The organism is Gordonia sp. HS-NH1 (assembly GCF_001418765.1).
Lineage (GTDB): Bacteria > Actinomycetota > Actinomycetes > Mycobacteriales > Mycobacteriaceae > Gordonia.
The window spans coordinates 100,350-126,682 of sequence record NZ_LIYC01000010.1 but is presented as its reverse complement, the minus strand read 5'-3'; the positions used below and the strand labels follow the sequence as shown (position 1 = coordinate 126,682).

Sequence of the window (26,333 nt, the reverse complement as noted above, 5' to 3'; positions counted from 1 at the left end):
GCACCGGGGGCGAAGGTGAGGACTGTGACGTGCATGACGTGAAGTGAACCACGAGACAAACGTTTGCCGCAATCGTTTGTGTAACGTCCGCCAAACGTTTGTGTAAATCGCGACGTAACACAACGCGTTGGGTACGCTGTGGGCCACCGACGAGAGAGGGCCGGGTTGAGAAAGCCAGCAGAGGGGCCGGCACAGGGACCGCTGACGCTCCGCATGATCGCGACCGAACTCGGGGTGAGCCCGTCGACCGTGTCCCGTGTGCTCAACACGCCTGGTGACGCCGCGCTCCGTTGGGGTTCGTCCGAGACGGTCGCCCGGATCCGCGCGTTCGCGGCCGAGCACGACTACTCGCCGAACCCGCAGGCGTCGAGTCTCCGCACACGGCGCTCGGGATTGATCGGGGTGCTCGTGCCCCGGCTACAGGACTACGTCCTCGCCACCATCTACGAGGGAATCGAGGAGGCGGCCTACGAGTCTGGTCTGTCTACGTTCGTCACCAACTCGCTGGACAAGCCGGACAACCAGCGGGCGCGTACCCGCATGATGATCGACCGTCGGGTCGATGGCCTGATCTACGGGGACGCCCACCTCGACCATCACTTTCTCGACGAGATCTATTCGCAGGGAATCAAATTCGCACTCGTGTCCCGAACGGCGGGGGACTATCCCTCGGCGACGGTCGACGACGTGAAGGGCGGACGGCTGGTCGGGGGACATCTGCTCGACACGGGACGGCGAGACGTCGCGGTACTCGCCGGCTGGGAGTTCGCCTCCACCGCCCGCGACCGGACCAACGGGATCGTGACCACGTTCGCCGAACACGGCGTCGAGATCCCGGACGACCGAATCGTCTATTCGGGCTTCGACCCGGCCGGCGGTCGTGCCGCCGTCGAACAGCTGCTCGCGACCGGTCCGGTGCCCGATGCCATCTTCGCGACGAACGACTTCGCCGCGATCGGAGCTTTCGGCGCCTTGCGGGATCGCGGGATCCGGGTACCCGACGACGTCGCACTCGTCGGTTACAACGACACGCCCATCGCCGCGGGCGGCGCCGTCCCGCTCACGACGATCCGCTCACCGATGCACGAGATGGGCAGGCGCGCCGTCGGATTGCTGCTCGAGGTCATCGGTGGCCGGACACCCGAGTCGGTCGTGCTCGAGCCCGAACTGATCGTCCGCTCGAGCAGTACCTCCGCGAACGTCCAGACGGGTGGCCAGCCATCTGTCGAGGCCTGACGAGCGAACTCCCCACACTCCGACACCGCACGCGCTGACACCGAATACGATGACGCCCCAGAACACGACGACGCCCCGGAGGAGAATCATCCGGGGCGTCGGTGGGGGTGGGACTCGGAGTCGTCAGGCGACCCGGAAGCCCCGGTAGGCGTCGAGCGAAGCGATCCGCTTGAGGATCGGCTGGATGTTGGTTCCGGTCTCGGGGCCGAGGCAGCCGAGGAAGTAGTAGGCGTTGACCATTCCGACGAGGCGATCGCCGACGACGACCGGGCTGCCGGAGTCACCTTCGATCACGCACATCTGGCTGACGTGGACGTCGCCGTCGGAGAACCAGGCGATACCGCAGGTATTGCCGGTGGTCCGGCCTTCTTTGCAGGCGATCGTCGGGAAGGCGAGGGGCTTCGGGTCGACCGAGCGGATCGTCACGCCGCGCACGGTACGCAGCGGCACGACGCGCGAGGCGTCGAATTCGATGATCGCCATGTCGAGATCGGGAGCGGTGTACGTGATGGTGCCCGCCTGGCCGCGATCCTGGAAGGTCTCGGAGTACACCTTCTGACCGGGTGTGCCGCAATGTCCCGCGGTGACGCCGATGAGCTTGTTGGTCTTCGAGCGGCCGATGGTGGTCATCGTGCAGGCCGCGGCCGAATTGCCGCCCTTGAGCACCAGGATGCCGGAGCCGCCTCCCAGGAAAATCTTCGCCGGTGCGGCGACCGCGACGCCCCCTCCCCAGCCGGCCAGCACCGTCGCAGCCAAAACCGCCAACAGCACTGTCAGCTTCTTCGTCATCCGCACTCCACTTCTCGGGTCCAACCAGTTCTCGGTCACGGGCATTCGGCCACCCGTCGGGACTTCGAAACTGGCGGCAAGCACACCGTACCGGTCCCCCCGGGCGCTCACGGCTGCGTGGGATCGACCCGCGGTCGGTTTGCAACACTTCCGTGATGCTCCATGCAAGGTAACCGTAATGCGGGTCACACTCTACCCATGCAGGAGGACAGGACTCCGAATTCGGGGTAGGCCACGTGCTCGGCGGCACCTACCACACCTTTAAGCTGTCGTACGGAGTCGTCACCGACACTCCGCATCGCCGATCGTGAAACCGCACTCCCCGAACCTGGAGAAATGACTGTGAGCTCTGCTGGCCGCCCGGTTGTACTCATCGCCGACAAGCTGGCGCCGTCCACCGTGGAAGCACTCGGTGACGGTGTCGAGGTTCGATGGGTCGACGGTCCGGATCGTCCCAAGTTGCTCGAGGCGGTCGTCGACGCCGACGCCATCCTGGTCCGCTCCGCCACGACCGTGGACGCCGAGGTCCTCGACGCGGGCAAGAAGCTGAAGATCATCGCCCGGGCGGGTGTCGGTCTGGACAACGTGGACGTCCCCGCGGCGACCGAGCGCGGCGTCATGGTCGTCAACGCCCCGACCTCGAACATCCACACTGCCGCCGAACACGCCATCGCGCTGCTGATGTCGGCGTCGCGTGAGATCCCCGCTGCTGACGCAACCCTGCGTGAGAAGACCTGGAAGCGTTCGTCGTTCAACGGCGTCGAGATCTTCGACAAGACCGTCGGCGTCGTCGGGCTCGGCCGGATCGGTCAGCTCGTGGCCGCCCGGCTGGCCGCTTTCGAGACCCACATCATCGCCTACGACCCCTATGTGTCGCCCGCTCGCGCGGCCCAGCTGGGCATCGAGCTGGTCAGCCTCGACGAACTGCTCGAGCGCGCCGACTTCATCACCGTGCACCTGCCGAAGACGCCGGAGACGCTGGGTCTCATCGGCGCCGAGCAGCTCGCCCGGACCAAGAAGGGCGTGGTCATCGTCAACGCCGCCCGCGGTGGCCTGATCGACGAACAGGCCCTCGCCGACGCGATCACCTCCGGTCAGGTCCGCGCCGCCGGACTCGACGTCTTCGCCACCGAGCCCTGCACGGACTCGCCGCTGTTCGAGCTCCCGCAGGTCGTCGTGACCCCGCACCTCGGTGCGTCGACCAGCGAGGCGCAGGACCGCGCCGGCACCGACGTCGCCAAGAGCGTGCGGCTCGCGCTGGCCGGACACTTCGTCCCCGACGCGGTGAACATCACCGGCGGCGCCGTCGACGAAGAGGTCGCGCCGTGGCTCGAGGTCGCCCGCAAGGCCGGCGTCCTCGTCGGTGCCATCAGCAAGGAACCGCCGACGTCGCTGGTCGTCGATGTCCGCGGCGAACTGGCCGCGAAGAACGTCGAGGTGCTCGGTCTGTCGGCGCTGCGTGGCCTGTTCTCCGCCGTGCTCGACGAGCCCGTCACGTTCGTCAACGCCCCGGCCGTCGCCGAGAGCCGTGGCGTCACCAGCGAGGTGACCACCGCACCGGACAGCCCCAATCACCGCAGTGTCGTCGACGTGAAGGCCGTCTTCGCCGACGGCTCGGTGCACAACGTGTCGGGCACCCTCACCGAGCCGCGTCTCGTCGAGAAGATCGTCAACATCAACGGCCGCAACTTCGACCTCCGCGCCGAGGGCCACAACCTCATCGTCAGTTACGCCGACCAGCCGGGTTCGCTGGGCAAGATCGGCACGCTGCTCGGCAACGCCGGCGTCGACATCCTCGCCGCCGGCCTGTCGCAGGACGCCGAGGGTGGCGGCGCCACGATGATGCTGCGCGTGAGCAGTGTCGTCGACGACGGCGTCGTCGCCGCGATCGGTGACGCCGTCTCGGCAACCCTCATCGAACAGGTCGACCTCGCATGAGACTCGCAGTCATCGCCGGCGACGGCATCGGACCCGAGGTCATCGGGGAGGCGCTCGGCGTCCTCGAGGCGGTCGTTCCGTCGGTCAGCACCACCGAGTTCGATCTCGGAGCGCGCCGCTACCACCGCAACGGCGAACTGCTGACCGAGGACGACCTCGAGTCCCTCCGCCGTCACGACGCAATCCTGTTGGGCGCCATCGGAGATCCGTCGGTGCCGTCCGGTGTGCTGGAGCGCGGGCTGCTCCTCACCATGCGATTCGCCCTCGACCACCACGTCAACCTGCGCCCGTCGCGCCGTTTCCCCGGTGTCTCCTCGCCGCTCGCCGGTGACCCCGACATCGACTTCGTGGTGGTCCGGGAGGGGACCGAGGGTCCCTACACGGGCAACGGCGGTGCCATCCGGGTCGGCACCCCGAACGAGGTCGCCACCGAGGTCAGCGTCAACACCCGCTTCGGCGTCGAGCGTGTGGTGCGCAACGCTTTCCAGCGCGCGCAGCAGCGTCGCAAGAAGCTGACGCTGGTCCACAAGACCAACGTCCTGACCTTCGCCGGGTCGATGTGGAGTCGCGCGGTCGACGAGGTCGGCGCCGAGTTCCCGGACGTGACGACCGACTACTGCCATGTGGACGCGGCGACCATCTATCTGGTCACCGATCCCGGACGCTTCGACGTCATAGTCACCGACAACCTGTTCGGCGACATCATCACCGACATCGCTGCTGCGGTGAGCGGCGGCATCGGACTGGCCGCATCGGGCAACATCGACGCCACCGGCGCCAACCCGTCGATGTTCGAGCCCGTCCACGGGTCGGCTCCCGACATCGCCGGTCAGGGCAAAGCCGATCCGACCGCCGCGATCCTGTCGGTCGCACTCCTGCTCCAGCATCTCGGCGACCTCGACGCCGCCGCCCGGATCGAGAAGGCCGTCGCCGACGACCTCGCCGACCGCAGCGGCACGTTCGGCACCGCTGAGATCGGGGCACGCATCCGCGAACGGCTGTAGTTCCGGCCCCGCGCCGACCACTCTCGCGACCGACAGACCTGAACTCGACTGGTGGACTTCGATCGAAGTCCACCCGTCGAGATGAGGTTCATCGGTCGGGTTGGTATTCAGCACAGTATGTTCGCGCATCCTGCTCTGTCAGAACAGCTCTGCATTCACGCGTCCACCAAGTCGTCGGCTCCCGGCGACCGGTCGCGGGGGACCAGCGGTGTCGCGACGAGCGGCGCGAGGGCGGTGGCCGCGAACGCGATGGGGAAGCCGACCGCCGCGATCAGTGCCCCCAGTAGGGGTGTGGTGGCCGCGGTGACCAGATACTGCCCGGTGTTCTGGACGGCGAGGCCGCGCCCGCTCCATTCCGGTCCCACGTATTCGGCGATGGCGGTGAACGCCAAGCCGTTGTCGGCGACGGAGATGATGCTCGCCACCGCCATGAGGGCGGGTGCCAGCGGACTGTCGAACCAGTCGGCGATCGCCAGCGCGGACATGGCGGCGACACCGGCGACCGCGATCACCCGTACGGGTCGCATACGCGACAACCAGGCATCCGACCATCGTCCGGCGACTATCCGGCCCAGCGCACCGATGACCTGGGTCACCGTGATCAGCGTGCCGGCGCCGACCGGTGACCATCCGTGCGCGACGATGAGCCAGGTGGGTACGAAGGTCCACAGCATCGACTGCGGGATGACGAGCAGCATGCTGACGATGTGGACACGCGCGAGGAAAGAATTGCCGCGGTAGGGATTCGCACGTGCGGGAGAGTCGTCGACCACCGCGGCGGGTGTTGTGCGGCGCGGTGGGTCGGTGATGCCGACGACCACCGCGACCAGGCCTGCGGCAGTCACGATCGCTGGGATCGCCAGTGCCGCAGCAGGTCCCGAGCCCGCCGCGACAACCGGCATGGTGAGTGCGCAGACGCCGATTCCCAGCGGCTGGGCCATCTGTCGGATGCCCATCGCGGTCCCGCGCTGATGGGCGGGGAACCAGCCGACGACGATGCGGCCGCTGGCCCCGTTGGCAGCTCCCGAACCGAGACCGCCCACGAAGAGTGCGGCGCCCACGACGAGGTACGACGCGTCGGCCGCCGCGGCGACCGCGGCCGCGATCGCGCCGCTGAGGGAGATCGACAGCGACAGCAACAGGATGCGGCGTTCGCCGTAGCGGTCCAACAGGATCCCCCAAGGGATCGTCGCGGCCATCAGGCCGATGGTCGGGATCGCGGCGAGCGTCGACGCCTCGGTCAATGAGAGTCCGGCGTCGGTGTGGAGCGCCGGGATCAGGTAGGCGACACCGCTGACCACGCACGTCGTGGTGAGTGCGGCGAGGAGCGAGCAGCCGAGGATGACCCACCTTCTGGCAGTGGTGATGTCGTCGACATCGGTCATGTTCTGCTCACCTCGCTGTCTGATCAGACGGACGCCCGTGGCGCGGATCTCAATATATGAAACTCGGCGTCCACATTCTAAAACCGGCTCGGAGGTCTGCCAACTCGGCTCCCAACGTGTGGGATCGACGGTGCGATAAGGTCTGGGACATGCGCTTAGGTCGAATTGCGAGTCCTGACGGCGTGGCATTCGTGTCCGTCGAGGGCGATGGTGACGACGCCGTGATGAAGGAGATCGCCGAGCATCCCTTCGGCACGCCGACGTTCACCGGCCGCTCGTGGAAGGCGGCAGATGTGCGGATTCTGGCACCGATCCTGGCCAGCAAGGTGATCTGCATCGGGAAGAACTACGCCGCGCACGCCGCGGAGATGGGTGGCGAGGCGCCCGCCGATCCGGTGATCTTCCTCAAGCCCAACACCTCGATCATCGGGCCCGAGTTGCCCATCGTGCGCCCGCCGTCGTCGGAACGCGTGGACTACGAAGGTGAACTGGCGATCGTCATCGGACGTGCGTGCAAGGATGTGAAGGCCTCGCAGGCCAAGGACGTGATCCTCGGTTACACGGTCGCCAACGACGTGACCGCCCGCGACCACCAGCAGGCCGACGGGCAGTGGACGCGGGGGAAGAGCTACGACTCCTTCTGTCCGCTCGGTCCGTGGATCGACACCGCGTTCGACCCGGCCGATGTCGAACTCGTGACCGAACTCGACGGCGAGGTCAAGCAGCGGACCCGGACGTCGTTGATGCTCCACGACGTCGGTGAGATCGTGGAGTGGATCTCGCGCGTCATGACCCTTCTGCCGGGTGACGTGATCCTCACGGGTACCCCGGAAGGTGTGGGACCGATGGTCGCCGGCCAGCGTGTCTCGGTGACCGTCGAAGGAATCGGTACGCTCTCCAACCCGGTGGTGGACAAGTGACAGCTCCCAGCACGGCACGAGTCAACGGCATCGACATCTCCTACAGCGTGGCCGGTTCCGGCCCGCTGGTCGTCATGGTGATGGGGACCGGTAGCCCCGGACGCGTGTGGAAGGCCCACCAGGAACCGGCGTTGGTCAAGGCCGGGTTCACCGTGGTGACCTTCGACAACCGCGGTGTCGCCCCGTCATCGGAGTGTGCCGAGGGATTCACCCTCGACGACATGGTCGCCGACACAGCCGCCCTGATCGAGCACCTGGGTCGCGGTCCGGCGATCGTGATCGGCACCTCGCTCGGCGCCCGGATCACCCAGGAGCTGGCGCTGGCGCGGCCGGATGTGGTCAAAGCGGCAGTGATGGTCGCGACCTATGGCCGCAACACTCCACTGCAGGAGGCGATCTCGGCCGGGGAGCGGGCGCTCTACGACAACAAGATCAAGCTGCCGCCCGAGTACGAGGCCGCGATCACCGCCCATCTGAACCTGTCGCCACACACGCTCGACGACGACCGCACCGCGCGCGACTGGCTCGACATCATCGGGTTCTCGCCGCAGACGATCACCCCGGGTGTGCGTGCGCAGCTCGAACTCCACAACAAGGAGTCCAACCGCCTCGCGGCCTACCGCGGCATCACCCGGCCCGCCCTGGTCGTCGGTTTCGCCGACGATCGGACGCTGCCGGCGAAGCTGGCGCGCGAAGTCGCCGAGGCCATTCCGGGCGCGCAGTACGTCGAGATCGAACGAGCCGGTCATTTCGGGTATCTCGAACAGCCGGCCGAGGTGAATCGGGTCCTCGTCGAGTTCTGCGAGGCGCACCGGGCCTGACGGCGGGCATGTCGGGGGCGTGGCACGGCTTCGATACCCTGAGCCAATGACCAGTACTGAGGGTGTGCGCGTCCGATTCTGTCCGTCTCCGACGGGGACGCCGCACGTGGGGCTCGTGCGGACCGCGCTGTTCAACTTCGCCCAGGCCCGCCACGACGCCGGCACTTTCGTCTTCCGCATCGAGGACACCGATGCCGCGCGCGACAGCGAGGAGTCCTACGCGGCGATCCTCGACGCGCTGCGCTGGCTGGGACTCGACTGGGACGAGGGCCCCGAGGTGGGGGGACCCTACGGGCCCTACCGGCAGTCGGAGCGTCGGGAACTCCATGCCGACGTCGTCGCCCGGTTGCTCGCAGCGGGCGAGGCCTATGAGGCCTTCTCCACACCCGAGGAAGTCGAGGCCCGTCATCGCGCCGCCGGCCGTGACCCGAAACTGGGTTATGACAACTTCGACCGCGACCTGACTCCCGATCAGCGCGCTGCGTACGTGGCCGAGGGACGCAAACCCGTTGTCCGACTGCGCATGCCGGACACCGACATCTCGTGGGACGATCTCGTGCGCGGTACGACGACCATCAAGGCCGGGACCGTGCCGGACTTCGCCCTCACGCGCGCCTCGGGCGATCCGCTCTACACCCTGGTCAATCCGGTCGACGACGCCATGATGAAGATCACGCATGTGCTGCGCGGCGAGGACCTCTTCTCGTCGACCCCGCGCCAGCTCGCACTGTACGACGCGCTGATCCGCATCGGCGTCGCCGATTCGGTTCCGTCCTTCGGCCACCTTCCGTTCGTCATGGGGGAGGGCAACAAGAAGCTCTCCAAGCGCGACCCGCAGTCGAATCTGTTCCACCACCGCGACCGCGGGTTCATCCCCGAAGGCCTGCTCAACTACCTCGCGCTGCTCGGCTGGGGGTACAAGAGTGATGTCGACGTCTTCAGCCTCGACGAGATGATCGCGGCTTTCGATGTGCGGCAGGTCAATTCCAATCCCGCGCGCTTCGACCAGAAGAAGGCCGACGCCATCAACGCCGAGCACATCCGCCGGTTGGACCTCGGCGACTTCATCGCCCGGCTCAAGTCGTATCTCGTCGCGCAGGGCAAGCTCGCCGAGACCGCCGACGACGAGACCTTCGCAGCTCTGGCCGAACTGGTGCAGACGCGCATCCAGGTCCTGGGTGACGCCTGGGATCTCATCCGGTTCGTCTACGTCTCGGACGCCGACTTCACGATCGACGAGAAGGCGGCGAGCAAGAACCTGGGTGCCGACGCCGTGCCGGTTCTGGACGCCACCATCGCCGCGATCGAGTCGCTGGATTCCTTCACCACGACCGCGCTGCAGGACGCGCTGAACGCCGCCCTGGTGGACGATCTGGGACTCAAACCGCGCAAGGCGTACGGTCCGGTGCGCGTGGCCGTGACCGGTTCGCAGATCAGTCCTCCGCTGTTCGAGTCGATGGAGATCCTGGGTCGCGACAAGACGCTCGCGAGGCTGGCCTCGGCCCGGCGGATTGCAGCCGAATAAGGGGTCTGAGCTGCACGTTTGTGGACTTCCGGCAACCCTTTGATACTCTCTTTCTCGGCAGTTTTCCGCAAGGAGAACCACGCCAATGGGGTATGGTGTAATTGGCAACACAGCGGTTTCTGGTACCGCCATTCTAGGTTCGAGTCCTGGTACCCCAGCGGACAGAAAGAGATCGAGACCGTGCTAAGGTCTTGATCGCCGGAAGTTCCCATGGCCCCGTCGTCTAGCGGCCTAGGACGCCGCCCTCTCAAGGCGGTAGCGCGGGTTCGAATCCCGTCGGGGCTACGAGAAACACCCTCCCTCTGCACTGCAGGGGGAGGGTGTTTTGCTATGCGCCACAGGCCATCTCGCCTGAGTCGCGCTGATCACAGCGCGACGCGGACCGAGCCGGGTCGGCGTCTGTCACCGTCGTCGGGTCACAGGAACTCGGCGGTGCTCCCGGAGGCGGGCATCTCGGGGATGCCGAGCTTGCGGTGATCCCAGGAACGAGTGCGAGACGGTCTGATCCGGACGGCCACGCGCTTGTTCATCATCTGCTCCACGAAGGGCCGCGATTCCTCGGTGTAGGGCGCGGTGTAGCGCTCCCAGACGCTGATGCCGACCTTCAGGCACGAGTCGGGGTCGTCGAGGATCTCCGCGTTGCCCTCGAACGCGACGCCCCGGAGGGTGTCGTAGGTGTCGCCGTCTTCGATCATCACCGAGCACCGGCTGTTGCGGCGGATGTTGACGGCCTTCTGCGACTTGGATTTCGTCTCGAACCAGATGTCGCCGTCGACGATCCCGTACCACATCGCCACCAGGTGGATGTTCCCGTCGGGTCCGGTGGTGGCGAGGGTGGCGGTCCGGCTGCGCGCGACGAACTCGGTGATCTCGGCCTCGGACATGACGATCTGACTGCGTTGATTGACTCCCATTCCCCGACGCTAGCCCACCGACGGGTGCATCGGAACGGCACCGGGTGCAACGGCTCTGGGTCAGGGGCGTGCGGCCTGGAGGCGTTTGTGGATGGCGTCCGCGGCGGCGAGCAGATCGGCGGCCCAGCGCGCACCCGGCCGGCGGCCCATGCGGTCGATCGGCCCGGACACCGAGATCGCGGCGACGACGTCACCGTTGCCGTCGCGCACGGGAGCCGACACACTCGCCACCCCGGCGGCGCGTTCGCCTGCGCTCTGCGCCCACCCGCGGCGGCGGATCTCGTGGAGCGCGCGCTCGCTGAAGATGCTGTCCGGCACGAGCGCACGTTGGGTCGCGGGATCGGCCCAGGCGAGCAGGACCTTCGCCGCCGACCCCGCGCTCATCGGGAAGCGGGTGCCCACCGGCACGGTGTCGCGCAGTCCGGTCGGTGGTTCCATCGCGGCGACGCAGACGCGTTCGGCTCCTTCGCGGCGGTAGACCTGGACCGATTCGCCGGTGATGTCGCGGAGCCGGGGGAGGACCATCAGGGCCGACTCGGTGATGGGATCGTGTGCCGAGGAGGCGAGTTCGCCGAGGACGGGGCCGGGCTGCCAGCGCCCGGTGACGTCCCTGGTGAGGAAGCGGTGGGTCTCGAGCCCGACCGCGAGCCGGTGCGCCGTCGCCCGCGGCAGGCCGGTTCGTTCGCAGAGCTCCGACAGGTTGCACGGGGCCTCGGCGATCGCGTGCAGCACCGCCACGGACTTGTCGAGCACGCCGATTCCGCTGCTGACCGCAGATGCGGTATCCTTTCCCATAGGACGATACTAGCTGTCCAAATAGTGAGATGCACGTTCGAAAGCCAGCCAGAACGTCGAGACCGCGTGCAGAGTCCGAAGAACCCGAGACAGATAACGAGTGCAGCCATGAGCAACAGCCCAGCCCAGCCGCTAACTCTCGCCGAGAAGGTGTGGCGCGATCACGTCGTGGTCCCCGGTGGCGCCGACGCGTCGGGCACCAACGATCCCGACCTGATCTACATCGACCTCCACCTCGTACACGAGGTCACCAGTCCGCAGGCCTTCGAGGGCCTGCGTCTCGCCGGGCGACCGGTCCGGCGACCGGACCTGACGATCGCGACCGAGGACCACAACGTCCCGACGATGGACATCGACAAGCCCATCGCCGACCCGGTCTCGCGCACTCAGGTCGACACACTTCGCAGCAACTGCGAGGAGTTCGGCATCCGCCTGCATCCGATGGGTGATGCCGAGCAGGGCATCGTCCACGTCGTCGGGCCGCAGCTGGGCCTGACCCAGCCCGGCATGACCGTCGTCTGCGGCGACAGCCACACGTCGACACACGGCGCCTTCGGAGCGATCGCGATGGGAATCGGCACCAGCGAGGTCGAGCACGTGCTCGCGACACAGACCCTGTCGCTGCGGCCGTTCAAGACGATGGCCATCAACGTCGACGGCGAGCTGCCGCCCGGTGTGACGAGCAAGGACCTGATCCTCGCGATCATCGCGAAGATCGGCACCGGCGGCGGACAGGGCTACGTGCTGGAGTACCGCGGCGAGGCCATCCGGAAGCTGTCCATGGAAGCCCGGATGACGGTGTGCAACATGTCGATCGAGGCGGGGGCCCGGGCGGGGATGATCGCGCCCGACGAGACCACCTATGAGTTCCTGAAGGGGCGCCCGCATGCCCCGTCCGGTGCCGATTGGGATGCCGCGGTTGCCTATTGGGACAGCCTGCGCACCGATCCCGACGCCACCTTCGACGCCGAGGTGCACATCGACGCCTCCACGCTGACCCCCTTCGTCACGTGGGGAACCAACCCGGGCCAGGGTGCGCCGCTCGGCGCCGCGGTACCGGACCCGGCCGATTACGGCGACGAGGTCAAGGCAGGCGCCGCGGCGAAGGCGCTGGAGTACATGGGCCTGGAGCCCGGAACGCCGCTGCGCGACATCAAGGTCGACACGGTCTTCGTCGGCTCGTGCACGAACGGCCGGATCGAGGATCTGCGCGAGGTCGCCGACATCCTGAAGGGGCGCAAGGTCGCGGACGGCATGCGGATGCTGATCGTCCCCGGCTCGATGCGCGTACGCGCGCAGGCCGAGGAAGAAGGACTGGGTGAGATCTTCGTCGCCGCCGGCGCCGAGTGGCGGCAGGCCGGGTGCTCGATGTGCCTGGGCATGAACCCGGATCAGCTCGCCCCGGGTGAGCGGTGCGCGTCGACCTCGAACCGCAATTTCGAAGGGCGCCAGGGCAAGGGTGGTCGAACCCACCTCGTGTCACCGGCAGTGGCGGCGGCCACCGCCCTGCGCGGCACCTTGTCCGCGCCCGCCGATCTGGACTCACTGCCGGCGACCGCCGATCTCGGTTGAGTCACGGTCCGAACCACATCCCGGCCACATCATTCGAACAGGGGCATTCTCATGGAACCGTTCACCGAACACACCGGCATCGGCGTCCCGCTGCGCCACAGCAACGTCGACACCGACCAGATCATCCCGGCCGTCTATCTGAAGCGGGTGACGCGCACCGGCTTTGAAGACGGTCTCTTCGCCGGCTGGCGAACCGATCCCGACTTCATCCTCAACAACGAACCCTGGAGCCGCGGGTCGGTCCTGGTCGCCGGCCCCGACTTCGGCACCGGCTCCTCGCGTGAGCACGCGGTCTGGGCCCTGTCCGATTTCGGCTTCCGCGTGGTGATCTCGTCCCGCTTCGCCGACATCTTCCGCGGCAACTCGGGCAAGGCGGGTCTGGTGGCCGCCCAGGTCGAGCAGTCCGACGTCGAGCTGCTGTGGAAGCGGCTCGAGGAGACTCCGGGCCTCGAACTGACGGTGAGCCTTGTCGATAAGACGGTCACCGCCGGAGACCTCGTGGTGCCGTTGGCAATTGATGACTACACGCGGTGGCGTCTGATGGAGGGTCTCGACGACATCGGCCTCACGTTGCGCCAGGTAGACGCGATTTCCGAGTACGAGTCGACGCGGCCGGGATTCAAGCCGCGCACCCTGGCGGGCTGATTTCTCGCCGCCGCGACGGGGCGATCCCGTCGCGGCGGCACCGTCGTGAGCTGCCATGCCATTTCGCAACACGGCGTCCTAATTGGCGTGGAAGATGGACGTTTTCACATCCGACGTTTACCGTGTGTTGGTAGCTGGCCGAAACTCGGTCAGATCAGCTTGCGGAGGTACTCATGAACAAGGCGGAGCTCATTGATGAGCTGACCAAGAAGCTCGACGCGGATCGCAAGACTGCGACAGAAGCGGTCGAGCTCGTCGTCGACACGATCGTTCGCGCAGTCAACAAGGGCGAGAGCGTGACGATCACCGGCTTCGGCGTATTCGAAAAGCGGAAGCGCGCACCGCGCGTCGCCCGCAACCCGCGGACCGGCGAGACCGTGAAGGTCCGCGCAACATCTGTTCCGGCATTCCGTCCGGGAGCTCAGTTCAAAGCCGTTGTGGCCGGCAAGCAGAAGCTGTCCGCCACCGGTCCGGCTGTGAAGCGCGGCAGCGGAACCACCACCACGGCAGCCAAGAAGGCTGCGCCGGCGAAGAAGACCGCCGCCAAGAAGGCGACCACCGCGGCCAAGAAGACCACCGCGGCCAAGAAGGCTCCGGCCAAGACCACGGCGGTCAAGAAGACCACGACGGCCGCGAAGAAGGCTCCGGCCAAGACCACGGCGGCCAAGAAGACCACCACGGCCGCGAAGAAGGCTCCGGCCAAGAAGGCCGCGCCGGCGAAGAAGGCCACGGCCGCGAAGAAGGCTCCGGCCAAGAAGGCCCCTGCAAAGAAGACCGCAGCCAAGAAGACCACCCGTCGCTGACCCGCGGACTACCGCGGTCGACAACCACAGTTCAGCCCCCGGCGTACTTCCCCCGCCGGGGGCTGAACTGTGTTCGGACGATCACCGGAGGCGGTGTCGCCCGCGTGCCGACTCCGACTCAGGTCGCGGGAAGCGGTCCGGCGATGTGATCGGCCGCCACCAGGCGGCCGTCGTACAGGGACAGAACCCATACGCTCCCCTTGCGATTGGACGCCTTGGGAAGCGAGATCGAGTCCCGGTCGGCCCACCACTCCATGAGGGGCGGAATCACCTTGCCCTGGCTGCAGACCGCCAGGGTCGACGTCGTGTCGGCCGCGAGTCGAAGGACCCGGTGTTGCGCCGCTGCCGGATTCGTCCGGTACGTCTCCTCCGACAGGTCCGGCTCGGCATGCAGCTCGACGCCGAGGCGGTCGCGCAACGGTTCCAGGGTCTGCTCGCATCGCACGCGATCAGCCGAGTGGACGCGGCCCGCCCCGAACGCCAGCAGCAACGGGACGAGGGCGGCGGCCTGCGCCCGGCCCAGCTTGTCGAGGGGGCGCAACCGGTCGTCGCCCTTGTACGTCGAGCGCCGGCCGGCCTTGGCGTGCCGGACCAACAAAAACGTGTGCAGGTCCGCGGGTAGTCGCACGAACTCCTCCAGGATCGTGCGGTCGAGCGGGTAGCTCAAGGCCTCCCGGGCCCTGTCGACCGAGAGCCAGTGCAGATCGTCGACCTCGCTGCCGGCGACGAAAGCCCCGTCGATGGCCCGTGCCGACCAGTAGCGGACATGCTTAAGGGTGCCACCGAGGTCGTAGTGGACGTCGTCGAGGTGCCGGCCGAGGACGACGTGTTGTCCGGTCTCCTCGGCGATCTCGCGCACCGCGGTGTCGATGAGCGTCTCGCCCGGCTCGGCCTTTCCCTTGGGCAGCGTCCAGTCGTCGTACTTCGGGCGGTGGACGACCGCGATCTCGACACCGTCGGTCTCGGCGGAACCGGAGACCCCCGGCCGCCAGACCACGCCGCCCGCGGCCCACACCTCATTCGTCTTCTTCGCCATATCGGTGGTGATGGTAGAGGCCGAAGGTTACGCGTCGGTGCCGGTCACGAACTGGTCTCCGGCCGACGACGATTGCGCCGCATCATCTGTCGCTGATGGTCGCGCACCTCCTCGCCCTCGGCGGGTGAGGCGACCCAGCTCCCGTCGGAATGCAGAACCCAGCAGCGGGTTCGGGGGTCGAGCGCGGAGGCGAAGATGTCGCCGAGTTCGCCGGCCAGACGTTCATCACGGACGTTCACCATCACCTCGACGCGCCGATCCAGATTGCGATGCATCATGTCCGCGCTGCCGAACCAGTACTGGTTCTGCGCACCGAAGTACAGGATTCGCGAGTGCTCGAGGAACTGCCCCAGGATCGACCGCACGTGGATGTTGTCGCTGTAGCCCTCGACCCCGGGCCGCAGGGCGCTGATGCCCCGGACGACGACATCGACCGGTACCCCGCTCTGGGAGGCCCGGTAGAGCGCATCGATCACCTGCTCGTCGACAAGGGCATTCGCCTTGAGCTGGATCCGCGCTCGAGTGTCCCCCTCGCGGAAGAGCTCGATCTCGCGGTGGATCCGCTTGATGATGCCGGCCCGGATGCCGTGCGGCGCAACGAGGATGTTGCGGTACTCCTGCTTGCGTGAATAACCGGTCAGGGTGTTGAACAGGTCGGTCAGATCGGCGCCGATGTCGGGTGCGGCGGTCAGCAGGCCCACGTCCTCGTAGAGCCGTGCTGTCTTCGGGTTGTAGTTCCCGGTGCCGATGTGGCAGTACCGCTTGATCGTCGAGCCCTCACGACGCACCACAAGGCAGGTCTTGCAGTGGGTCTTGAGTCCCACGAGGCCGTAGACGACGTGGACGCCGGCCTGCTCGAGCTTGCGTGCCCACTTGATGTTCGCCTGCTCGTCGAAGCGTGCCTTGATCTCGACCAGGGCGACGACCTGTTTGCCGGCCTCGGCGGCGTCGATGAGCGCGTTGACGATCGGGGAGTCGCCGGAAGTGCGGTACAGCGTCTGCTTGATGGCGAGTACCTGGGGGTCGGCCGCGGCCTGCTCGATGAACCGCTGGACGCTCGTCGAGAACGAGTCGTACGGATGGTGCACGAGCACGTCGCCGTCGCGCAGTGTCGAGAACACGCTCTTGGGTGTTTCCCGCTCGCCGAACGCCGGATGGGTGGCGGGGACGAACGGGCGGTCCTTCAGGTGCGGGCGGTCGAGCGCGTAGATTTCGAAAAGTGATGACAGATCGAGGAGTCCGGGCACCTGGATGACATCGGCGGGGTCCACCTCGAGCTCGCGCAGCAACAACTCGAGCATGTGCTCGGTCATGTCATCGGCCACCTCGAGCCGCACCGGGGAGCCGAACCGGCGCCGGGCGAGTTCACGCTCCAGGGCCTGGAGCAGATCCTCGTCCCGGTCCTCCTCGACTTCGAAGTCGGCGTTGCGGGTGATCCGGAACACGTGGTGCTCAACGATTTCCATCCCCGGGAACAGATTGCCGAGGTTGGCCGCGATCAGACTCTCCAGCGGCAGATACACCGCGCGTTTGGCCGCCTTGTCGTCGGTGCCCCGATACGGCGACAACCGGTCGACCCGGATGAAGCGGTTCACGTTGTCGGGGACCTTGACCCGCGCGAAATGCTCGCCGCTCTCGTTGACGTCGCGGACCGTCACGGCGAGGTTCAACGACAACCCGCTGATGTACGGGAACGGGTGAGCGGGATCGACGGCCAGCGGGGTCAGGACCGGGAAGACCTCGTCCTGGAAGTAGTCCGTCATCCGCGCCTGCTGCTCGTCCGTGAGCTGTGACCAGGTCACCACGTAGATGTCGTTGTCGGCCAACGCCGGTCGGACCGAGTCGAGGAATACGCGCGCGTGGCGGTCGGCGATGGTCTGGGCACGGCCGGCGATCCGCATGAGCTGCTCTCGAGGCGACAGCCCGTCCGCGGACCGAACCGACAGGCCGGTCTCGTCACGACGTTTCAGCCCGGCCACCCGGACCATGAAGAACTCGTCGAGATTCGAGGCGAAGATCGCGAGGAACTTCGCGCGATCGAGGAGCGGCAACGAGGTGTCCTCGGCGAGCGCGAGCACGCGGGAGTTGAAGTCCAGCCAGCTCAATTCCCGGTTGAGGTAGCGGTCCTCGGGCAGGTCGGCGGACTCGTCGGGAACCAAGGTGGCGGCCGGCGGTGCGTGGGGTATCGGTGACATGGTGAACGTGGTGGTGGTGGTCTTGGAGGAGTCGTCGTCGGCGGGGCTCACCCCCCAATGATGACCCATCTCGGTCCTCGGCGTACACGCCCGCCGGATAGACCGGGATCGATGCCGTGTGCGGGTCAGAGATGACGCAGCGCAGCGGTGGTGTGTGGTCCGAGACCGAGTTCGCGGGCGACGGCGAGGTCCGTCGCGGTGTCGACGTCGGTGCGCAGGTCGGGCCAGTTCCGGCCCGCGGGATCGAGTTCGACGGCGCCGGCGGATCGGTGTGCCGCCGCGGAACCGGGGCCGAAGCGCGGTGCCGCGTCGTCGGCGACGGTTCCGTGCAACAGGACCGTCCCGGTGCCGTCGCGGTCGGTGAGGAAGCTGGATCGATGGTGCTGTGCCTCACGCAGCACGGCGGTGATCGACGTGCTCGTCGCGGCGGGCAGGTCCGCCTGGACGTACATCATGCCCGTCGACTCGGGCCAGGCCTCGCGTGCCCATCGTGCGCCGTCGACGAATGCGGCATTGAGTCCCGCATCCGCAGGAGCCGCCGACTCCCGTAGGCCGCGCATGCCCGAACGCCGGGCAGCGGCGAGGACCTCGTCGTCGGGGCTGACGACGACGATGCGGGAGATCCCCGCGCCGCGCAGGGCGTCGACGGTGTCGAGGAACATCGCGAGCACCAGCGAGCCGCGGGTGACCGGATCATCGCCTTCGAACGCGGTGGACAGGGTTGCGGCCAATCGCGACTTCGCGCGATGCAGGCTCTTCACCGCCAGCACAGCCGCGACGGTCGGCGCGACGGGCTCGCTGCCCCCGGCGTCGACGATCGTCGGGTCGGCGTCCGCGCCGACAGTGCCGTGTTCCATGCAGACCATCATGATGCACCGGCCGATGGCCGGTGACATTCCGGGTCGGTCACACCGGGGAGGGCACTAGGGTGAGCAGGGTCGCCACGGCCAGGAGGCCGCCGGTGTGGATGTGGAATTGGGCTTGCCCGGTGGGAGGTTGCGGTGCGCGCGGCGGTGATGGGAGCGGGTTCCTGGGGAACCTCGGTGGCGAAGGTGCTCGTGGATGCCGGGACGGACACCGTGATCTGGGCCCGACGCCCCGAGCTCGCCGAGGCGATCAACACCGAGCACGTCAACGCCGACTACCTACCCGGGATCACGCTGCCCGGTGCTCTGACGGCGAGGAGTTCGGCGGTCGACGCCCTGATGGGTGCCGACATCGTCGTCTGCGGTGTGCCCTCGCAGTCGTTGCGCCCCAACCTGACGCAGTGGACCCCGTACATCGGTTCGGATGCGTCCCTGGTGTCGCTCGCCAAAGGCATCGAATCGAACACGCTGTTACGGATGAGCGAGGTCATCGCCGAGGTGACCGGCGTCGACGACAACCGGATCGCGGTGCTGACCGGTCCGAACCTGGCCCGTGAGATCGCCGAGGGGCAGCCCGCGGCGACGGTCATCGCCTGCGCCGACGAGGCGCGGGCGGTGACTCTGCAGAGTGCGTTCAGTACGCGGTACTTCCGGCCGTACACGAACACCGACGTCGTCGGATGCGAGATCGGCGGTTCGGCCAAGAACGTCATCGCGCTGGCCTGTGGGATGGCGAGCGGCATCGGGTTCGGTCAGAACACGTTGGCGACGATCATCACGCGCGGGCTCGCCGAGACGATCCGCCTGGGTGTCGCGGTGGGCGCGCAGATCGAGACCTTGGCCGGCCTGGCCGGGATCGGGGACCTCGTTGCGACGTGCTCGTCGCCGTTGTCCCGCAACCGGTCGTTCGGTGCACGGCTGGGGGAGGGCGCCACCATGGCGCAGGCTCAGGAGGCCACGAACGGACAGGTAGCCGAAGGCGTCAAGTCGTGCTCGTCGGTGCGCGCGCTGGCCGAGCGGCATCAGGTGCCGATGCCCCTCACGGACGCGGTCCACCAGGTCTGCCACGAGGGGATGTCGGTGGCCGACGCCGTCGACTCGCTGCTCGGCCGCAGTACCAAGCCGGAGATCTACCGGGACTGATCTCCCCGGCTCGGAGGATCAGCCGAAGTCGAGCGGTCCTCGTTCGAGGGTGCGGTCGATCAGGCCCGAGATGTCGGTGATGGGTCCGTTGCCGGCGTTCGCCGGAATCCACATCGCGACATACGGCCGGTGATCGACGCACACGTAGGCCTGGCCCGAGCCGTCGACGGTGTCGGTGATGAACCACTGGACGCCGGCCTGACCGACCGCGTGGATCTCCTGGAGATTGCTCGTGGGAGACAGCTCCGCCGGCCGGGTCACCCCGCACCGCAGTGTCATGTCGTCGCCAGAGCCGGTCGCCGGCCACGTCGCGCTGTCGCCGGACACCTCTTTCGTGCCGAATCCTTCGAGAGTCTCCGGTGCTTCGGCGAGGAGTCGGCTGCACCCCTCGGCGACCGGGCCGGCGGAGTCGTAGGACTCGATCGGGGTCACCGGGTCGGGACGCAGCGCGGCGAACACGATGAACCCGGCGAGCACCATCACCGGGATGGCGACCAGCGTCGCGACGAGTGCCGGGCTGAGCCGCCCGCCGCCGCCATACCGCGAGGTGTCCTCGGTGGGGTCGTCGGGATCGCTGCCGAGGGGGCTCTGCGGAGTGTCATCCGAACCTGCTGACGTCACCCCACAACAGTAGGAGTCCGATTGTCGGACCCGCGCGCGGGGACCTGTCGCCCGGAGATGCGCGCGGACGGCGGCCGCCGAAGGTCAGCGTGTGGTCGTGACCACCGGGCAGGTGAGGGTACGGGTGATCCCGTCGACCTTCTGGATCTGCGGAACCACGTTCTCGGTCAGATGCGTGACATCGGCCGCATCGACCCGGACGATCACGTCGTACGGCCCACTGACCTCCTCGGACGAGGCGACCCCGGCGATCTCGGCGATGGTCGCCGCCGCGAGTGCGGCCCTGCCGACCTCGGTCTGGATCAGTATGTATGCCTGAACCACGGACATCCTCTCCGTCTGTGTCGTACCCGGGCCACCATCATCTGGGGCACATCGCCGACACGGGCTGTCGATACCGGCGGCTCGGCGCGTGCACGATCGTCGGGCAGTGTACGACGCCGTCGGCCGACCCGGGGTCTGCTCCGAACCGGTCTCGCCCGGCGGCCCATACACTGTGGCACACATTGTCACCGACAACCCCGTGCGCGCGCGACCGGAAGAGGAAAGGCCCGACGAGTGACCTTCGACGAGACCGGTCGGTCCGATCTCCCGATCGACCGGACCGCCACGGTCGGTGCGATCGGTGAGCGTGCCGTGATCGCGGCGCTGACCGCATCCGCGACATCTGGTGAGCCCACGCAGGACATCGTGATCGGATCGGGTGACGACGCAGCCGTTCTCGACATCGGCGGGTCGGCGGTGATCAGCACCGACACCGTCGTCGAGGGTCGCCATTTCCGGTTCGACTGGTCGACGCCACAACAGGTCGGTGCCCGCGCGGTGGTGCAGAGTTCGGCCGATGTCGCCGCGATGGGTGGTCGCACAGCGGGTCTCGTCGTATCCATCGCATGTCCGGCCGAAACGCCGGTCGGCGTGGTCCTCGACCTCAACGACGGCGTGGTCCGTGCGGCGCACGACCTGGGCGCGCGGGTACTGGGCGGTGATCTGGTCGCCGCGGGTGAGGTGGTGGTGAGTGTCACCGCGGTCGGTGCCCTCGAGGACCGCCGCCCGGTGTCGCTGGGTGGCGCGCGAACCGGTGACGTCCTTGCCGTGAGCGGTCCGCTCGGAGCCAGCGCGGCGGGGCTCGCGGTGCTGTCCGATCCGCGTGCCGCCGACGAGGATTGGCCGGAACTCGTTGCGCTGCATCGTGTGCCGGCTCCCGACCTCACCCAGGGGCCGGTCGCCGCAGCGGCGGGCGCGCACGCCATGACCGACATCTCCGACGGTCTGGTCGAAGAACTGCTCACGATGTCGAGAGCCGCGGAGCTCACGATGACCGTGGATTCCGATTCCGTGCCGCGACGCCCCGATCTGGCCGAGGCGGCAGACCGGCTCGGGGTGGACGTCGCGCGGTGGGTTCTCGCGGGGGGCGAGGACCATCACCTGCTCGCCGCGTTCGAAGCGACGTCGGTGCCCCCGGGCTGGAGTGTGATCGGCTCGGTCGGTGCGAGGTCGTCGTCGGCGCCCGAGGTCTGGGTCGACGGCCGGCGCGTCGGCGGGCCCGACGGACCGGACCTGCACGGGTGGCAGTCCTTCGCCGACCCGACCGGTGACTAGCGAGACGCCCCACTAGAGTCGCCGTCATGGCGATCTACGCACTCGACGATCGAGAACCGGTCCTGGGACAGGACACCTACGTGCACCCGGACGCGGTGGTGATCGGCGCGGTCACCCTGGGCGACGGGGTGTCGGTGTGGCCGGGAGCGGTCCTGCGGGGCGACTACGGGACCATCACCGTCGGTGCTCGCACCAACATCCAGGACGGCACCGTCATCCATTGCACGGTGTTCGAACCGACGGTGATCGGCGAGCGGTGCGTCGTCGGCCACAACGCCCACATCGAGGGCGCGACGATCGGTGACGACTGCCTCATCGCATCGGGCTCGGTGGTCTTGAACGGCTCGACGGTCGGCGACGGCGCGATCGTCGGCGCCGGCGCGGTGGTCCCGTTCAAGTTCGACGTCCCGCCGCGACGGATGGCGCTCGGTGTGCCGGCACGGCTGCGCGACGGCTACGAGGTCCCGCAGGGGCACACCGAACTCAACTGTGAGATGTACTTCCAGAACGCACAGCACTACCGCACCGCGCTCAGACGACTGGACTGACGACCACGCACGACGGAGGCAATCGAGTGACCGCACCACCCAAACCCCTCGCCGAACTGATCGACCCGGGTTGGGCGCAGGCGCTGGCCCCGGTCGAGCCGCTCATCACCGAGATGGGCCGGTTCCTGCGCACGGAGATCGCCGAGGGGCGCCGCTATCTGCCTGCGGGACAACATGTCCTGCGGGCATTCACGCGTCCCTTCGAAGACGTGCGCGTCCTGATCGTCGGGCAGGATCCGTACCCCACGCCCGGACACGCAGTCGGACTGAGCTTCTCGGTGGCGCCCGACGTGCGTCCGATCCCTCGCTCACTGACGAACATCTACACCGAGTACTGTGCGGATCTCGGCTACCCGACACCGACCACGGGTGATCTGACGCCCTGGGCGGACAATGGTGTGCTCCTGCTCAACCGTGTGCTCACGGTGGCGCCCGGCGAACCGGCCTCCCATCGTGGCAAGGGCTGGGAAACGGTGACCGAGTGCGCCATCAAGGCGCTCGCGGCTCGCGACGAACCACTCGTCGCGATCCTGTGGGGCCGGGACGCCGCGGGTCTGGAGAAATGGCTTCCCGATGTACCGACCATCGTGTCGGCGCATCCGTCGCCGCTGTCGGCCTCGCGCGGGTTCTTCGGCTCCCGGCCCTTCAGCCGGGCCAACGAGGAACTGCTGGATCTCGGCGCGGAGCCGGTGGACTGGCGCCTGCCCTGACCCTTCGAGGCTCGTCGCTATCGCTCCTCGCACCTCAGGGAGCAGGGGGCGACGCTCGCGCTCCTCACGCCTCAGGGAGCAGGGGGCGACGCTCGCGCTCCTCGCGCCTCAGGGAGCAGGGGGCGACGCTCGCGCTCCTCGCACCTCAGGGAGCAGGCGGGCCAGCGCGTCTGACGGTTCTCTGGGATCAGGGAGCAGTGGCGGCGCGCCCGCGGGTGAAGTCCGGTGCACGCTTGCCGACGAAGGCGTCGACACCCTCGATGCCCTCGGGCAGCCCGGACCGCTCGGAGATCGAGCGGGCCTCGAGAGCGAGGTGTTCGATCAGCGTGGTGTCGGCGGAGACGGCCAGCAGATGTTTCGTGGCGGCGTCGGCGGCGCGGGGGCCCGACGCGATGGTCTCGGCTGCCGTGCGCGCGGCGGATTCGACCTCGTCGTCGGCGACGATCTCCGAGAGCAGCCCCCACTGCTGGGCCTCCTCCGCGGTGATGACGCGGTCGGTCAGGATGATCTGTCGCGCACGGGCGGCGCCGACGGCGCGCGGGAGTGTCCACGTGAGTCCACCGTCGGGGGTCAACCCGATGCCGCGGTAGGCGGGCCGGAGCCTGGTCGACGAACCGCCGATGGCCACGTCGGCGTGCAGAACCAGGGACATGCCGGCGCCGGCGGCCCAGCCCTTGGCCGCGACGACGACGGGTCGGTCGGCCTCGTAGAGGGCGCCGACGAGCCGATGGAAGTTGTCGGCGATCTCGCGGAGGTAGGTCGGACGGTCGTCGGCGCCGGCGAAGGCGCGGACGTTCCCGCCGGCGCAGAAGTTCTTGCCCGGCCCGACCAGCAGGACGGCACCGACGTCGCGCTGACCGCGCGCGACCTCGCGCAGCGCCTGTGTGCCCGCGGCGACCGCCGCGTCGTCGAGCGAGTTGCCCGCGCCCGTGGTCGACACCGCGAGGGTGAGTACTCCGTTGTGTTCGGTCACCAGGGCGTCGGTGTCCGCCACGGCGGCGGTTGCGGTGGGGGCGGCGTGGTTCGATGAGGCCATGTGCGAAACCCTATCGCGCACACGACAAAGACCCGACGCCGGGGAGCTTGCGCTCGCGGCACCGGGTCTCGCGTCTCGGCTTCTGCACCCGCGGGGGTGCGGAAGATCAGACAGCTGCGGTCTTGCCGGCCTTCAGGCAGGAAGTGCAGACGTTCTTGCGCTTGCGGTTGCCGGGGGCGACCTCCACGCGAACGGACTGGATGTTCGGGTTCCAGCGTCGGTTGGTACGGCGGTGCGAGTGAGACACCGACTTGCCGAAGCCCGGGCCCTTGCCGCAAATATCGCAGACGGCAGCCATCGTCGAACTCCCTTGGTAGATGATCATGGTCTGTGGTCAGCCTCTCGGATCGATCGGCACCACCTGGAGGTGTGCACGCCCGAGGCGAAAGGCAACCCTGCAAGGATAACCAGGTCGTGGGGACGTGACCAAATCCGGGTCGATCCCGGCACGCGGTCCAGCTCGGTCGCGTCGCACGGTCGGACACCCCGAGTAGCCTTGCACACAACCTCACCCGCCGGTCACGTCGCCCGCGAGAGCACTGCCCGTCGCGCGCCGCGTCTGCAAGAAAGAGTCACCGTGTGATCGCCCGCACCGTCAACCCGCAGTTGCTGCGCGACTGGGCCCGTGCCTCGGTCGACCAGCTCGAGTCGCTGCGCGGTGAGATCAACGACCTGAATGTCTTCCCGATCCCGGACTCGGACACCGGCAGCAACATGCTCTTCACGATGCGCGCGGCGGCCGAGGCAGTGGAGAAGACCCCGCCCGACGCATCCCTGCCCGAGGTGGCGCGTGCGATGGCCGACGGTGCGGTGGCGCAGGCGCGCGGCAACTCGGGGATCATCCTGTCCCAGGTCCTCGTCGGCTTCGCCGACGGTGCGGAGATCCTGGGCGACACCGACGCGCTGACCTTCGCCGAACTGTCGACGCTGGGTCTCCGGCTCGGTTCGCTCGCCGCGACCCGCGCCGTGAGCGAGCCGCGTGAGGGCACGGTCCTCACCCTCGTGCGGGTGGCCGCCGAGTCGGCCGCGGCACACGAGAGCGAGTCGCCGGCCGACCAGGTGCGCGCGGTGGCCGACGACTGCGCCGAGGCGCTCGAACGCACTCCGGAACAGCTGTCGGTGCTCGCGAACGCGGGTGTGGTGGATGCGGGCGGGCGCGGATTCCTCGCGATCGTCGACGCCATGGTCAAGGTGATCACCGGGGTCTCCCACCGCCGGCGCCGCTACCGGGGCATCCTCACCGACAGCACCACGCTCGGACACGGGCCGGACGACAGCTGCGTCGACGGCAGTGACCAGGACTTCGAGGTCATGTACCTCCTGGACGGGGCGGCCGGTGAGCAGATCGCCGAACTCCGCGCCCGGCTCGACGACCTCGGTGACGCCGTGGTGATCGTGGGCGACAGTTCCAGCGATGAGGGCGAACGCTTCTCGGTGCACGTCCACACCTGCGATCCGGGTGCGGCGGTCGAGGCCGGCGCCGGGATCGGCCGGCTCTCGGACGTCCGGATCAGCTGCTTCGCGCTCGACGCCATTCGGGCACAGGCTGATTCGTCGGAGCCCCCGCCTCGGCACAAGCGTGCGGTGGTGGTCGTCGTGTCCGGTGACGGTGCGGCCGAGTTGTTCGGCGAGGCCGGCGCGGTCGTGCTGCGCGCCGACGAGGGTCTGTCCGCCCACGACCTGGGGCGGGCGATCCGCGACACCGACAGTGCGCACGTCGTCGTCATGGCCAACGGGGCGTTGACATCTCAGGATCTCGTCACGGTGGCCACCGAGGTGCGCTCCACCCAGCGTTCGGTACTCATGCTGCCGACGTCCTCGATGACCCAGTGCCTGGCGGCGCTCGCCGTGCACGATCCGAGTGAGGTGCCCGACGTCGACGCCTACGCGATGGCCGAGGCCGCGGCCGGTGCGCGGTGGGGCTCGCTGCAGTCGGCGACCACGAGGATGATGACGCTGGCCGGGATGAGCGACGTCGGCGACGTGTTGGGGTTGATCGGCGACGACGTGCTCGTGGTCGCGCCGGATCAGACGTCGGCGTGCACCGCCCTCGTCGACCTCATGCTCTCCACCGGAGGCGAACTCGTCACGGTGCTCGCCGGCGTCGACGTCGACGAGGCCGCCCTCGAGGCCGTCGCCGAACAGATGAGGCGCAGTTACCCCGGTATCGAGCTGGCGGTGTATCGCACCGGGCAGCGCACCGATCTCGTCCAGGTGGGTGTGGAGTGACGG

25 protein-coding genes and 2 tRNA genes are annotated in these 26,333 nt (G+C 68.1%); 16 read left to right on the top strand and 11 right to left on the bottom strand.

The annotated features are described in order from the left end of the window. The first annotated feature begins 213 nt into the window (after nt 1-213). Nucleotides 214-1,236 carry a LacI family DNA-binding transcriptional regulator gene (locus tag AMD30_RS09995; RefSeq protein ID WP_055475512.1) on the top strand — a complete coding sequence of 341 codons (1,023 nt, stop codon included), beginning with the start codon at nt 214-216 and terminating at the stop codon, nt 1,234-1,236. Nucleotides 1,237-1,359: 123 nt separating this feature from the next. On the opposite strand, the gene AMD30_RS09990 is transcribed toward AMD30_RS09995, so the two are convergent. Beyond that, nucleotides 1,360-2,025 (bottom strand): trypsin-like peptidase domain-containing protein, encoded by a 666-nt coding sequence (locus AMD30_RS09990; RefSeq protein ID WP_010841325.1) that lies wholly within the window; start codon nt 2,023-2,025, stop codon nt 1,360-1,362. Between the two features lie 342 nt (nt 2,026-2,367). Between AMD30_RS09990 and serA the strand changes: the two genes are divergently transcribed. Together serA and AMD30_RS09980 are read left to right on the top strand one after the other, a co-directional pair. Continuing rightward, a complete protein-coding gene (gene serA / locus AMD30_RS09985) occupies nt 2,368-3,963 on the top strand; it encodes a phosphoglycerate dehydrogenase (RefSeq protein WP_010841324.1) in 1,596 nt (531 codons plus the stop codon). After that, a complete protein-coding gene (locus AMD30_RS09980; RefSeq protein WP_014927493.1) occupies nt 3,960-4,967 on the top strand; it encodes a 3-isopropylmalate dehydrogenase in 1,008 nt (335 codons plus the stop codon). Before serA ends, AMD30_RS09980 begins: the two co-directional genes overlap by 4 nt. Before the next feature lie 155 nt (nt 4,968-5,122). On the opposite strand, the gene AMD30_RS09975 is transcribed toward AMD30_RS09980, so the two are convergent. Further along, nucleotides 5,123-6,352 carry an MFS transporter gene (locus AMD30_RS09975; RefSeq protein ID WP_055475511.1) on the bottom strand — a complete coding sequence of 410 codons (1,230 nt, stop codon included), beginning with the start codon at nt 6,350-6,352 and terminating at the stop codon, nt 5,123-5,125. Between the two features lie 149 nt (nt 6,353-6,501). On the opposite strand from AMD30_RS09975, the gene AMD30_RS09970 reads away from it, so the two are divergent. From AMD30_RS09970 to AMD30_RS09950, 5 genes are all read left to right on the top strand, one after another. Next, the gene (locus AMD30_RS09970) at nt 6,502-7,272 is read left to right on the top strand and encodes a fumarylacetoacetate hydrolase family protein (RefSeq protein WP_055475510.1); all 771 of its coding nucleotides are present in this window, start codon (nt 6,502-6,504) and stop codon (nt 7,270-7,272) included. Next, complete coding sequence (locus AMD30_RS09965) at nt 7,269-8,093, top strand: alpha/beta fold hydrolase (protein ID WP_014927491.1); 825 nt, start codon at nt 7,269-7,271, stop codon at nt 8,091-8,093. Before AMD30_RS09970 ends, AMD30_RS09965 begins: the two co-directional genes overlap by 4 nt. Before the next feature lie 46 nt (nt 8,094-8,139). Further along, entirely contained in the window at nt 8,140-9,618 is a 1,479-nt protein-coding gene (gene gltX / locus AMD30_RS09960; protein ID WP_055475509.1) for a glutamate--tRNA ligase, read from the top strand. Nucleotides 9,619-9,704: 86 nt separating this feature from the next. After that, a tRNA-Gln gene (locus AMD30_RS09955) sits at nt 9,705-9,776 on the top strand. A 54-nt stretch (nt 9,777-9,830) separates the two neighbouring features. Further along, a tRNA-Glu gene (locus AMD30_RS09950) sits at nt 9,831-9,903 on the top strand. Nucleotides 9,904-10,034: 131 nt separating this feature from the next. Here the strand turns inward: AMD30_RS09950 and AMD30_RS09945 are convergent. Both AMD30_RS09945 and AMD30_RS09940 read right to left on the bottom strand, forming a co-directional pair. Then, nucleotides 10,035-10,532 (bottom strand): PPOX class F420-dependent oxidoreductase, encoded by a 498-nt coding sequence (locus tag AMD30_RS09945; RefSeq protein WP_010841318.1) that lies wholly within the window; start codon nt 10,530-10,532, stop codon nt 10,035-10,037. 60 nt (nt 10,533-10,592) lie between these two features. Next, nucleotides 10,593-11,327, bottom strand: a complete 735-nt coding sequence (locus AMD30_RS09940; RefSeq protein ID WP_010841317.1) for an IclR family transcriptional regulator — start codon at nt 11,325-11,327, stop codon at nt 10,593-10,595. A gap of 108 nt (nt 11,328-11,435) precedes the next feature. On the opposite strand from AMD30_RS09940, the gene leuC reads away from it, so the two are divergent. The 3 genes from leuC to AMD30_RS09925 all read left to right on the top strand — a co-directional run bounded on the left by leuC (nt 11,436) and on the right by AMD30_RS09925 (nt 14,347). Further along, nucleotides 11,436-12,899 (top strand): 3-isopropylmalate dehydratase large subunit, encoded by a 1,464-nt coding sequence (leuC, locus tag AMD30_RS09935; RefSeq protein WP_055475508.1) that lies wholly within the window; start codon nt 11,436-11,438, stop codon nt 12,897-12,899. Between the two features lie 51 nt (nt 12,900-12,950). Beyond that, nucleotides 12,951-13,544 (top strand): 3-isopropylmalate dehydratase small subunit, encoded by a 594-nt coding sequence (gene leuD, locus AMD30_RS09930; protein ID WP_010841315.1) that lies wholly within the window; start codon nt 12,951-12,953, stop codon nt 13,542-13,544. 173 nt (nt 13,545-13,717) lie between these two features. After that, on the top strand, nt 13,718-14,347 hold the full coding sequence (locus tag AMD30_RS09925) for an HU family DNA-binding protein (protein WP_055475507.1): 630 nt from the start codon (nt 13,718-13,720) through the stop codon (nt 14,345-14,347). Nucleotides 14,348-14,465: 118 nt separating this feature from the next. On the opposite strand, the gene AMD30_RS09920 is transcribed toward AMD30_RS09925, so the two are convergent. From AMD30_RS09920 to cofC, 3 genes are all read right to left on the bottom strand, one after another. Next, on the bottom strand, nt 14,466-15,383 hold the full coding sequence (locus AMD30_RS09920) for an NUDIX hydrolase (RefSeq protein WP_055475506.1): 918 nt from the start codon (nt 15,381-15,383) through the stop codon (nt 14,466-14,468). A 44-nt stretch (nt 15,384-15,427) separates the two neighbouring features. After that, entirely contained in the window at nt 15,428-17,629 is a 2,202-nt protein-coding gene (locus AMD30_RS09915) for an RNA degradosome polyphosphate kinase (RefSeq protein ID WP_055475505.1), read from the bottom strand. A 74-nt stretch (nt 17,630-17,703) separates the two neighbouring features. Continuing rightward, on the bottom strand, nt 17,704-18,435 hold the full coding sequence (cofC, locus tag AMD30_RS09910; protein ID WP_231632674.1) for a 2-phospho-L-lactate guanylyltransferase: 732 nt from the start codon (nt 18,433-18,435) through the stop codon (nt 17,704-17,706). Nucleotides 18,436-18,579: 144 nt separating this feature from the next. Between cofC and AMD30_RS09905 the strand changes: the two genes are divergently transcribed. Next, on the top strand, nt 18,580-19,587 hold the full coding sequence (locus tag AMD30_RS09905; protein ID WP_055475504.1) for an NAD(P)H-dependent glycerol-3-phosphate dehydrogenase: 1,008 nt from the start codon (nt 18,580-18,582) through the stop codon (nt 19,585-19,587). Between the two features lie 18 nt (nt 19,588-19,605). Here the strand turns inward: AMD30_RS09905 and AMD30_RS09900 are convergent, their stop codons facing one another. Both AMD30_RS09900 and AMD30_RS09895 read right to left on the bottom strand, forming a co-directional pair. Continuing rightward, nucleotides 19,606-20,208 carry a DUF3515 domain-containing protein gene (locus AMD30_RS09900; protein WP_055475503.1) on the bottom strand — a complete coding sequence of 201 codons (603 nt, stop codon included), beginning with the start codon at nt 20,206-20,208 and terminating at the stop codon, nt 19,606-19,608. An 84-nt stretch (nt 20,209-20,292) separates the two neighbouring features. After that, nucleotides 20,293-20,538 carry an Lrp/AsnC ligand binding domain-containing protein gene (locus AMD30_RS09895; protein ID WP_014927483.1) on the bottom strand — a complete coding sequence of 82 codons (246 nt, stop codon included), beginning with the start codon at nt 20,536-20,538 and terminating at the stop codon, nt 20,293-20,295. 228 nt (nt 20,539-20,766) lie between these two features. On the opposite strand from AMD30_RS09895, the gene AMD30_RS09890 reads away from it, so the two are divergent. From AMD30_RS09890 to AMD30_RS09880, 3 genes are read left to right on the top strand one after another with little or no spacing between them, the layout of a single operon-like run. After that, a complete protein-coding gene (locus AMD30_RS09890) occupies nt 20,767-21,807 on the top strand; it encodes a thiamine-phosphate kinase (RefSeq protein WP_055475502.1) in 1,041 nt (346 codons plus the stop codon). Between the two features lie 26 nt (nt 21,808-21,833). Beyond that, nucleotides 21,834-22,355, top strand: coding sequence for a gamma carbonic anhydrase family protein (locus AMD30_RS09885; RefSeq protein ID WP_055475501.1), 522 nt, complete (start codon nt 21,834-21,836; stop codon nt 22,353-22,355). Nucleotides 22,356-22,381: 26 nt separating this feature from the next. Beyond that, entirely contained in the window at nt 22,382-23,065 is a 684-nt protein-coding gene (locus AMD30_RS09880; protein ID WP_010841305.1) for a uracil-DNA glycosylase, read from the top strand. Nucleotides 23,066-23,252: 187 nt separating this feature from the next. Here the strand turns inward: AMD30_RS09880 and AMD30_RS09875 are convergent, their stop codons facing one another. After that, the gene (locus tag AMD30_RS09875; protein WP_055475500.1) at nt 23,253-24,101 is read right to left on the bottom strand and encodes an enoyl-CoA hydratase/isomerase family protein; all 849 of its coding nucleotides are present in this window, start codon (nt 24,099-24,101) and stop codon (nt 23,253-23,255) included. Between the two features lie 106 nt (nt 24,102-24,207). Next, a complete protein-coding gene (gene rpmB, locus AMD30_RS09870) occupies nt 24,208-24,399 on the bottom strand; it encodes a 50S ribosomal protein L28 (RefSeq protein WP_004023092.1) in 192 nt (63 codons plus the stop codon). 281 nt (nt 24,400-24,680) lie between these two features. Here rpmB and AMD30_RS09865 point away from each other — a divergent pair, with 281 nt between their 5' ends. Further along, nucleotides 24,681-26,330, top strand: a complete 1,650-nt coding sequence (locus tag AMD30_RS09865) for a DAK2 domain-containing protein (RefSeq protein ID WP_055475499.1) — start codon at nt 24,681-24,683, stop codon at nt 26,328-26,330. Nucleotides 26,331-26,333: the final 3 nt, after the last annotated feature.

Bases quoted from the DNA above. Each gene is read 5' to 3' on its own strand.
- AMD30_RS09995 (WP_055475512.1), top strand. From the start codon at position 214: ATGATCGCGACCGAACTCGGGGTGAGCCCGTCGACCGTGTCCCGTGTG.
- AMD30_RS09990 (WP_010841325.1), bottom strand. From the start codon at position 2,025: ATGACGAAGAAGCTGACAGTGCTGTTGGCGGTTTTGGCTGCGACGGTG.
- AMD30_RS09980 (WP_014927493.1), top strand. From the start codon at position 3,960: ATGAGACTCGCAGTCATCGCCGGCGACGGCATCGGACCCGAGGTCATC.
- AMD30_RS09975 (WP_055475511.1), bottom strand. From the start codon at position 6,352: ATGACCGATGTCGACGACATCACCACTGCCAGAAGGTGGGTCATCCTC.
- AMD30_RS09970 (WP_055475510.1), top strand. From the start codon at position 6,502: ATGCGCTTAGGTCGAATTGCGAGTCCTGACGGCGTGGCATTCGTGTCC.
- gltX (WP_055475509.1), top strand. From the start codon at position 8,140: ATGACCAGTACTGAGGGTGTGCGCGTCCGATTCTGTCCGTCTCCGACG.
- AMD30_RS09945 (WP_010841318.1), bottom strand. From the start codon at position 10,532: ATGGGAGTCAATCAACGCAGTCAGATCGTCATGTCCGAGGCCGAGATC.
- AMD30_RS09940 (WP_010841317.1), bottom strand. From the start codon at position 11,327: ATGGGAAAGGATACCGCATCTGCGGTCAGCAGCGGAATCGGCGTGCTC.
- leuC (WP_055475508.1), top strand. From the start codon at position 11,436: ATGAGCAACAGCCCAGCCCAGCCGCTAACTCTCGCCGAGAAGGTGTGG.
- leuD (WP_010841315.1), top strand. From the start codon at position 12,951: ATGGAACCGTTCACCGAACACACCGGCATCGGCGTCCCGCTGCGCCAC.
- AMD30_RS09925 (WP_055475507.1), top strand. From the start codon at position 13,718: ATGAACAAGGCGGAGCTCATTGATGAGCTGACCAAGAAGCTCGACGCG.
- AMD30_RS09920 (WP_055475506.1), bottom strand. From the start codon at position 15,383: ATGGCGAAGAAGACGAATGAGGTGTGGGCCGCGGGCGGCGTGGTCTGG.
- cofC (WP_231632674.1), bottom strand. From the start codon at position 18,435: ATGGAACACGGCACTGTCGGCGCGGACGCCGACCCGACGATCGTCGAC.
- AMD30_RS09895 (WP_014927483.1), bottom strand. From the start codon at position 20,538: ATGTCCGTGGTTCAGGCATACATACTGATCCAGACCGAGGTCGGCAGG.
- AMD30_RS09885 (WP_055475501.1), top strand. From the start codon at position 21,834: ATGGCGATCTACGCACTCGACGATCGAGAACCGGTCCTGGGACAGGAC.
- AMD30_RS09875 (WP_055475500.1), bottom strand. From the start codon at position 24,101: ATGGCCTCATCGAACCACGCCGCCCCCACCGCAACCGCCGCCGTGGCG.
- rpmB (WP_004023092.1), bottom strand. From the start codon at position 24,399: ATGGCTGCCGTCTGCGATATTTGCGGCAAGGGCCCGGGCTTCGGCAAG.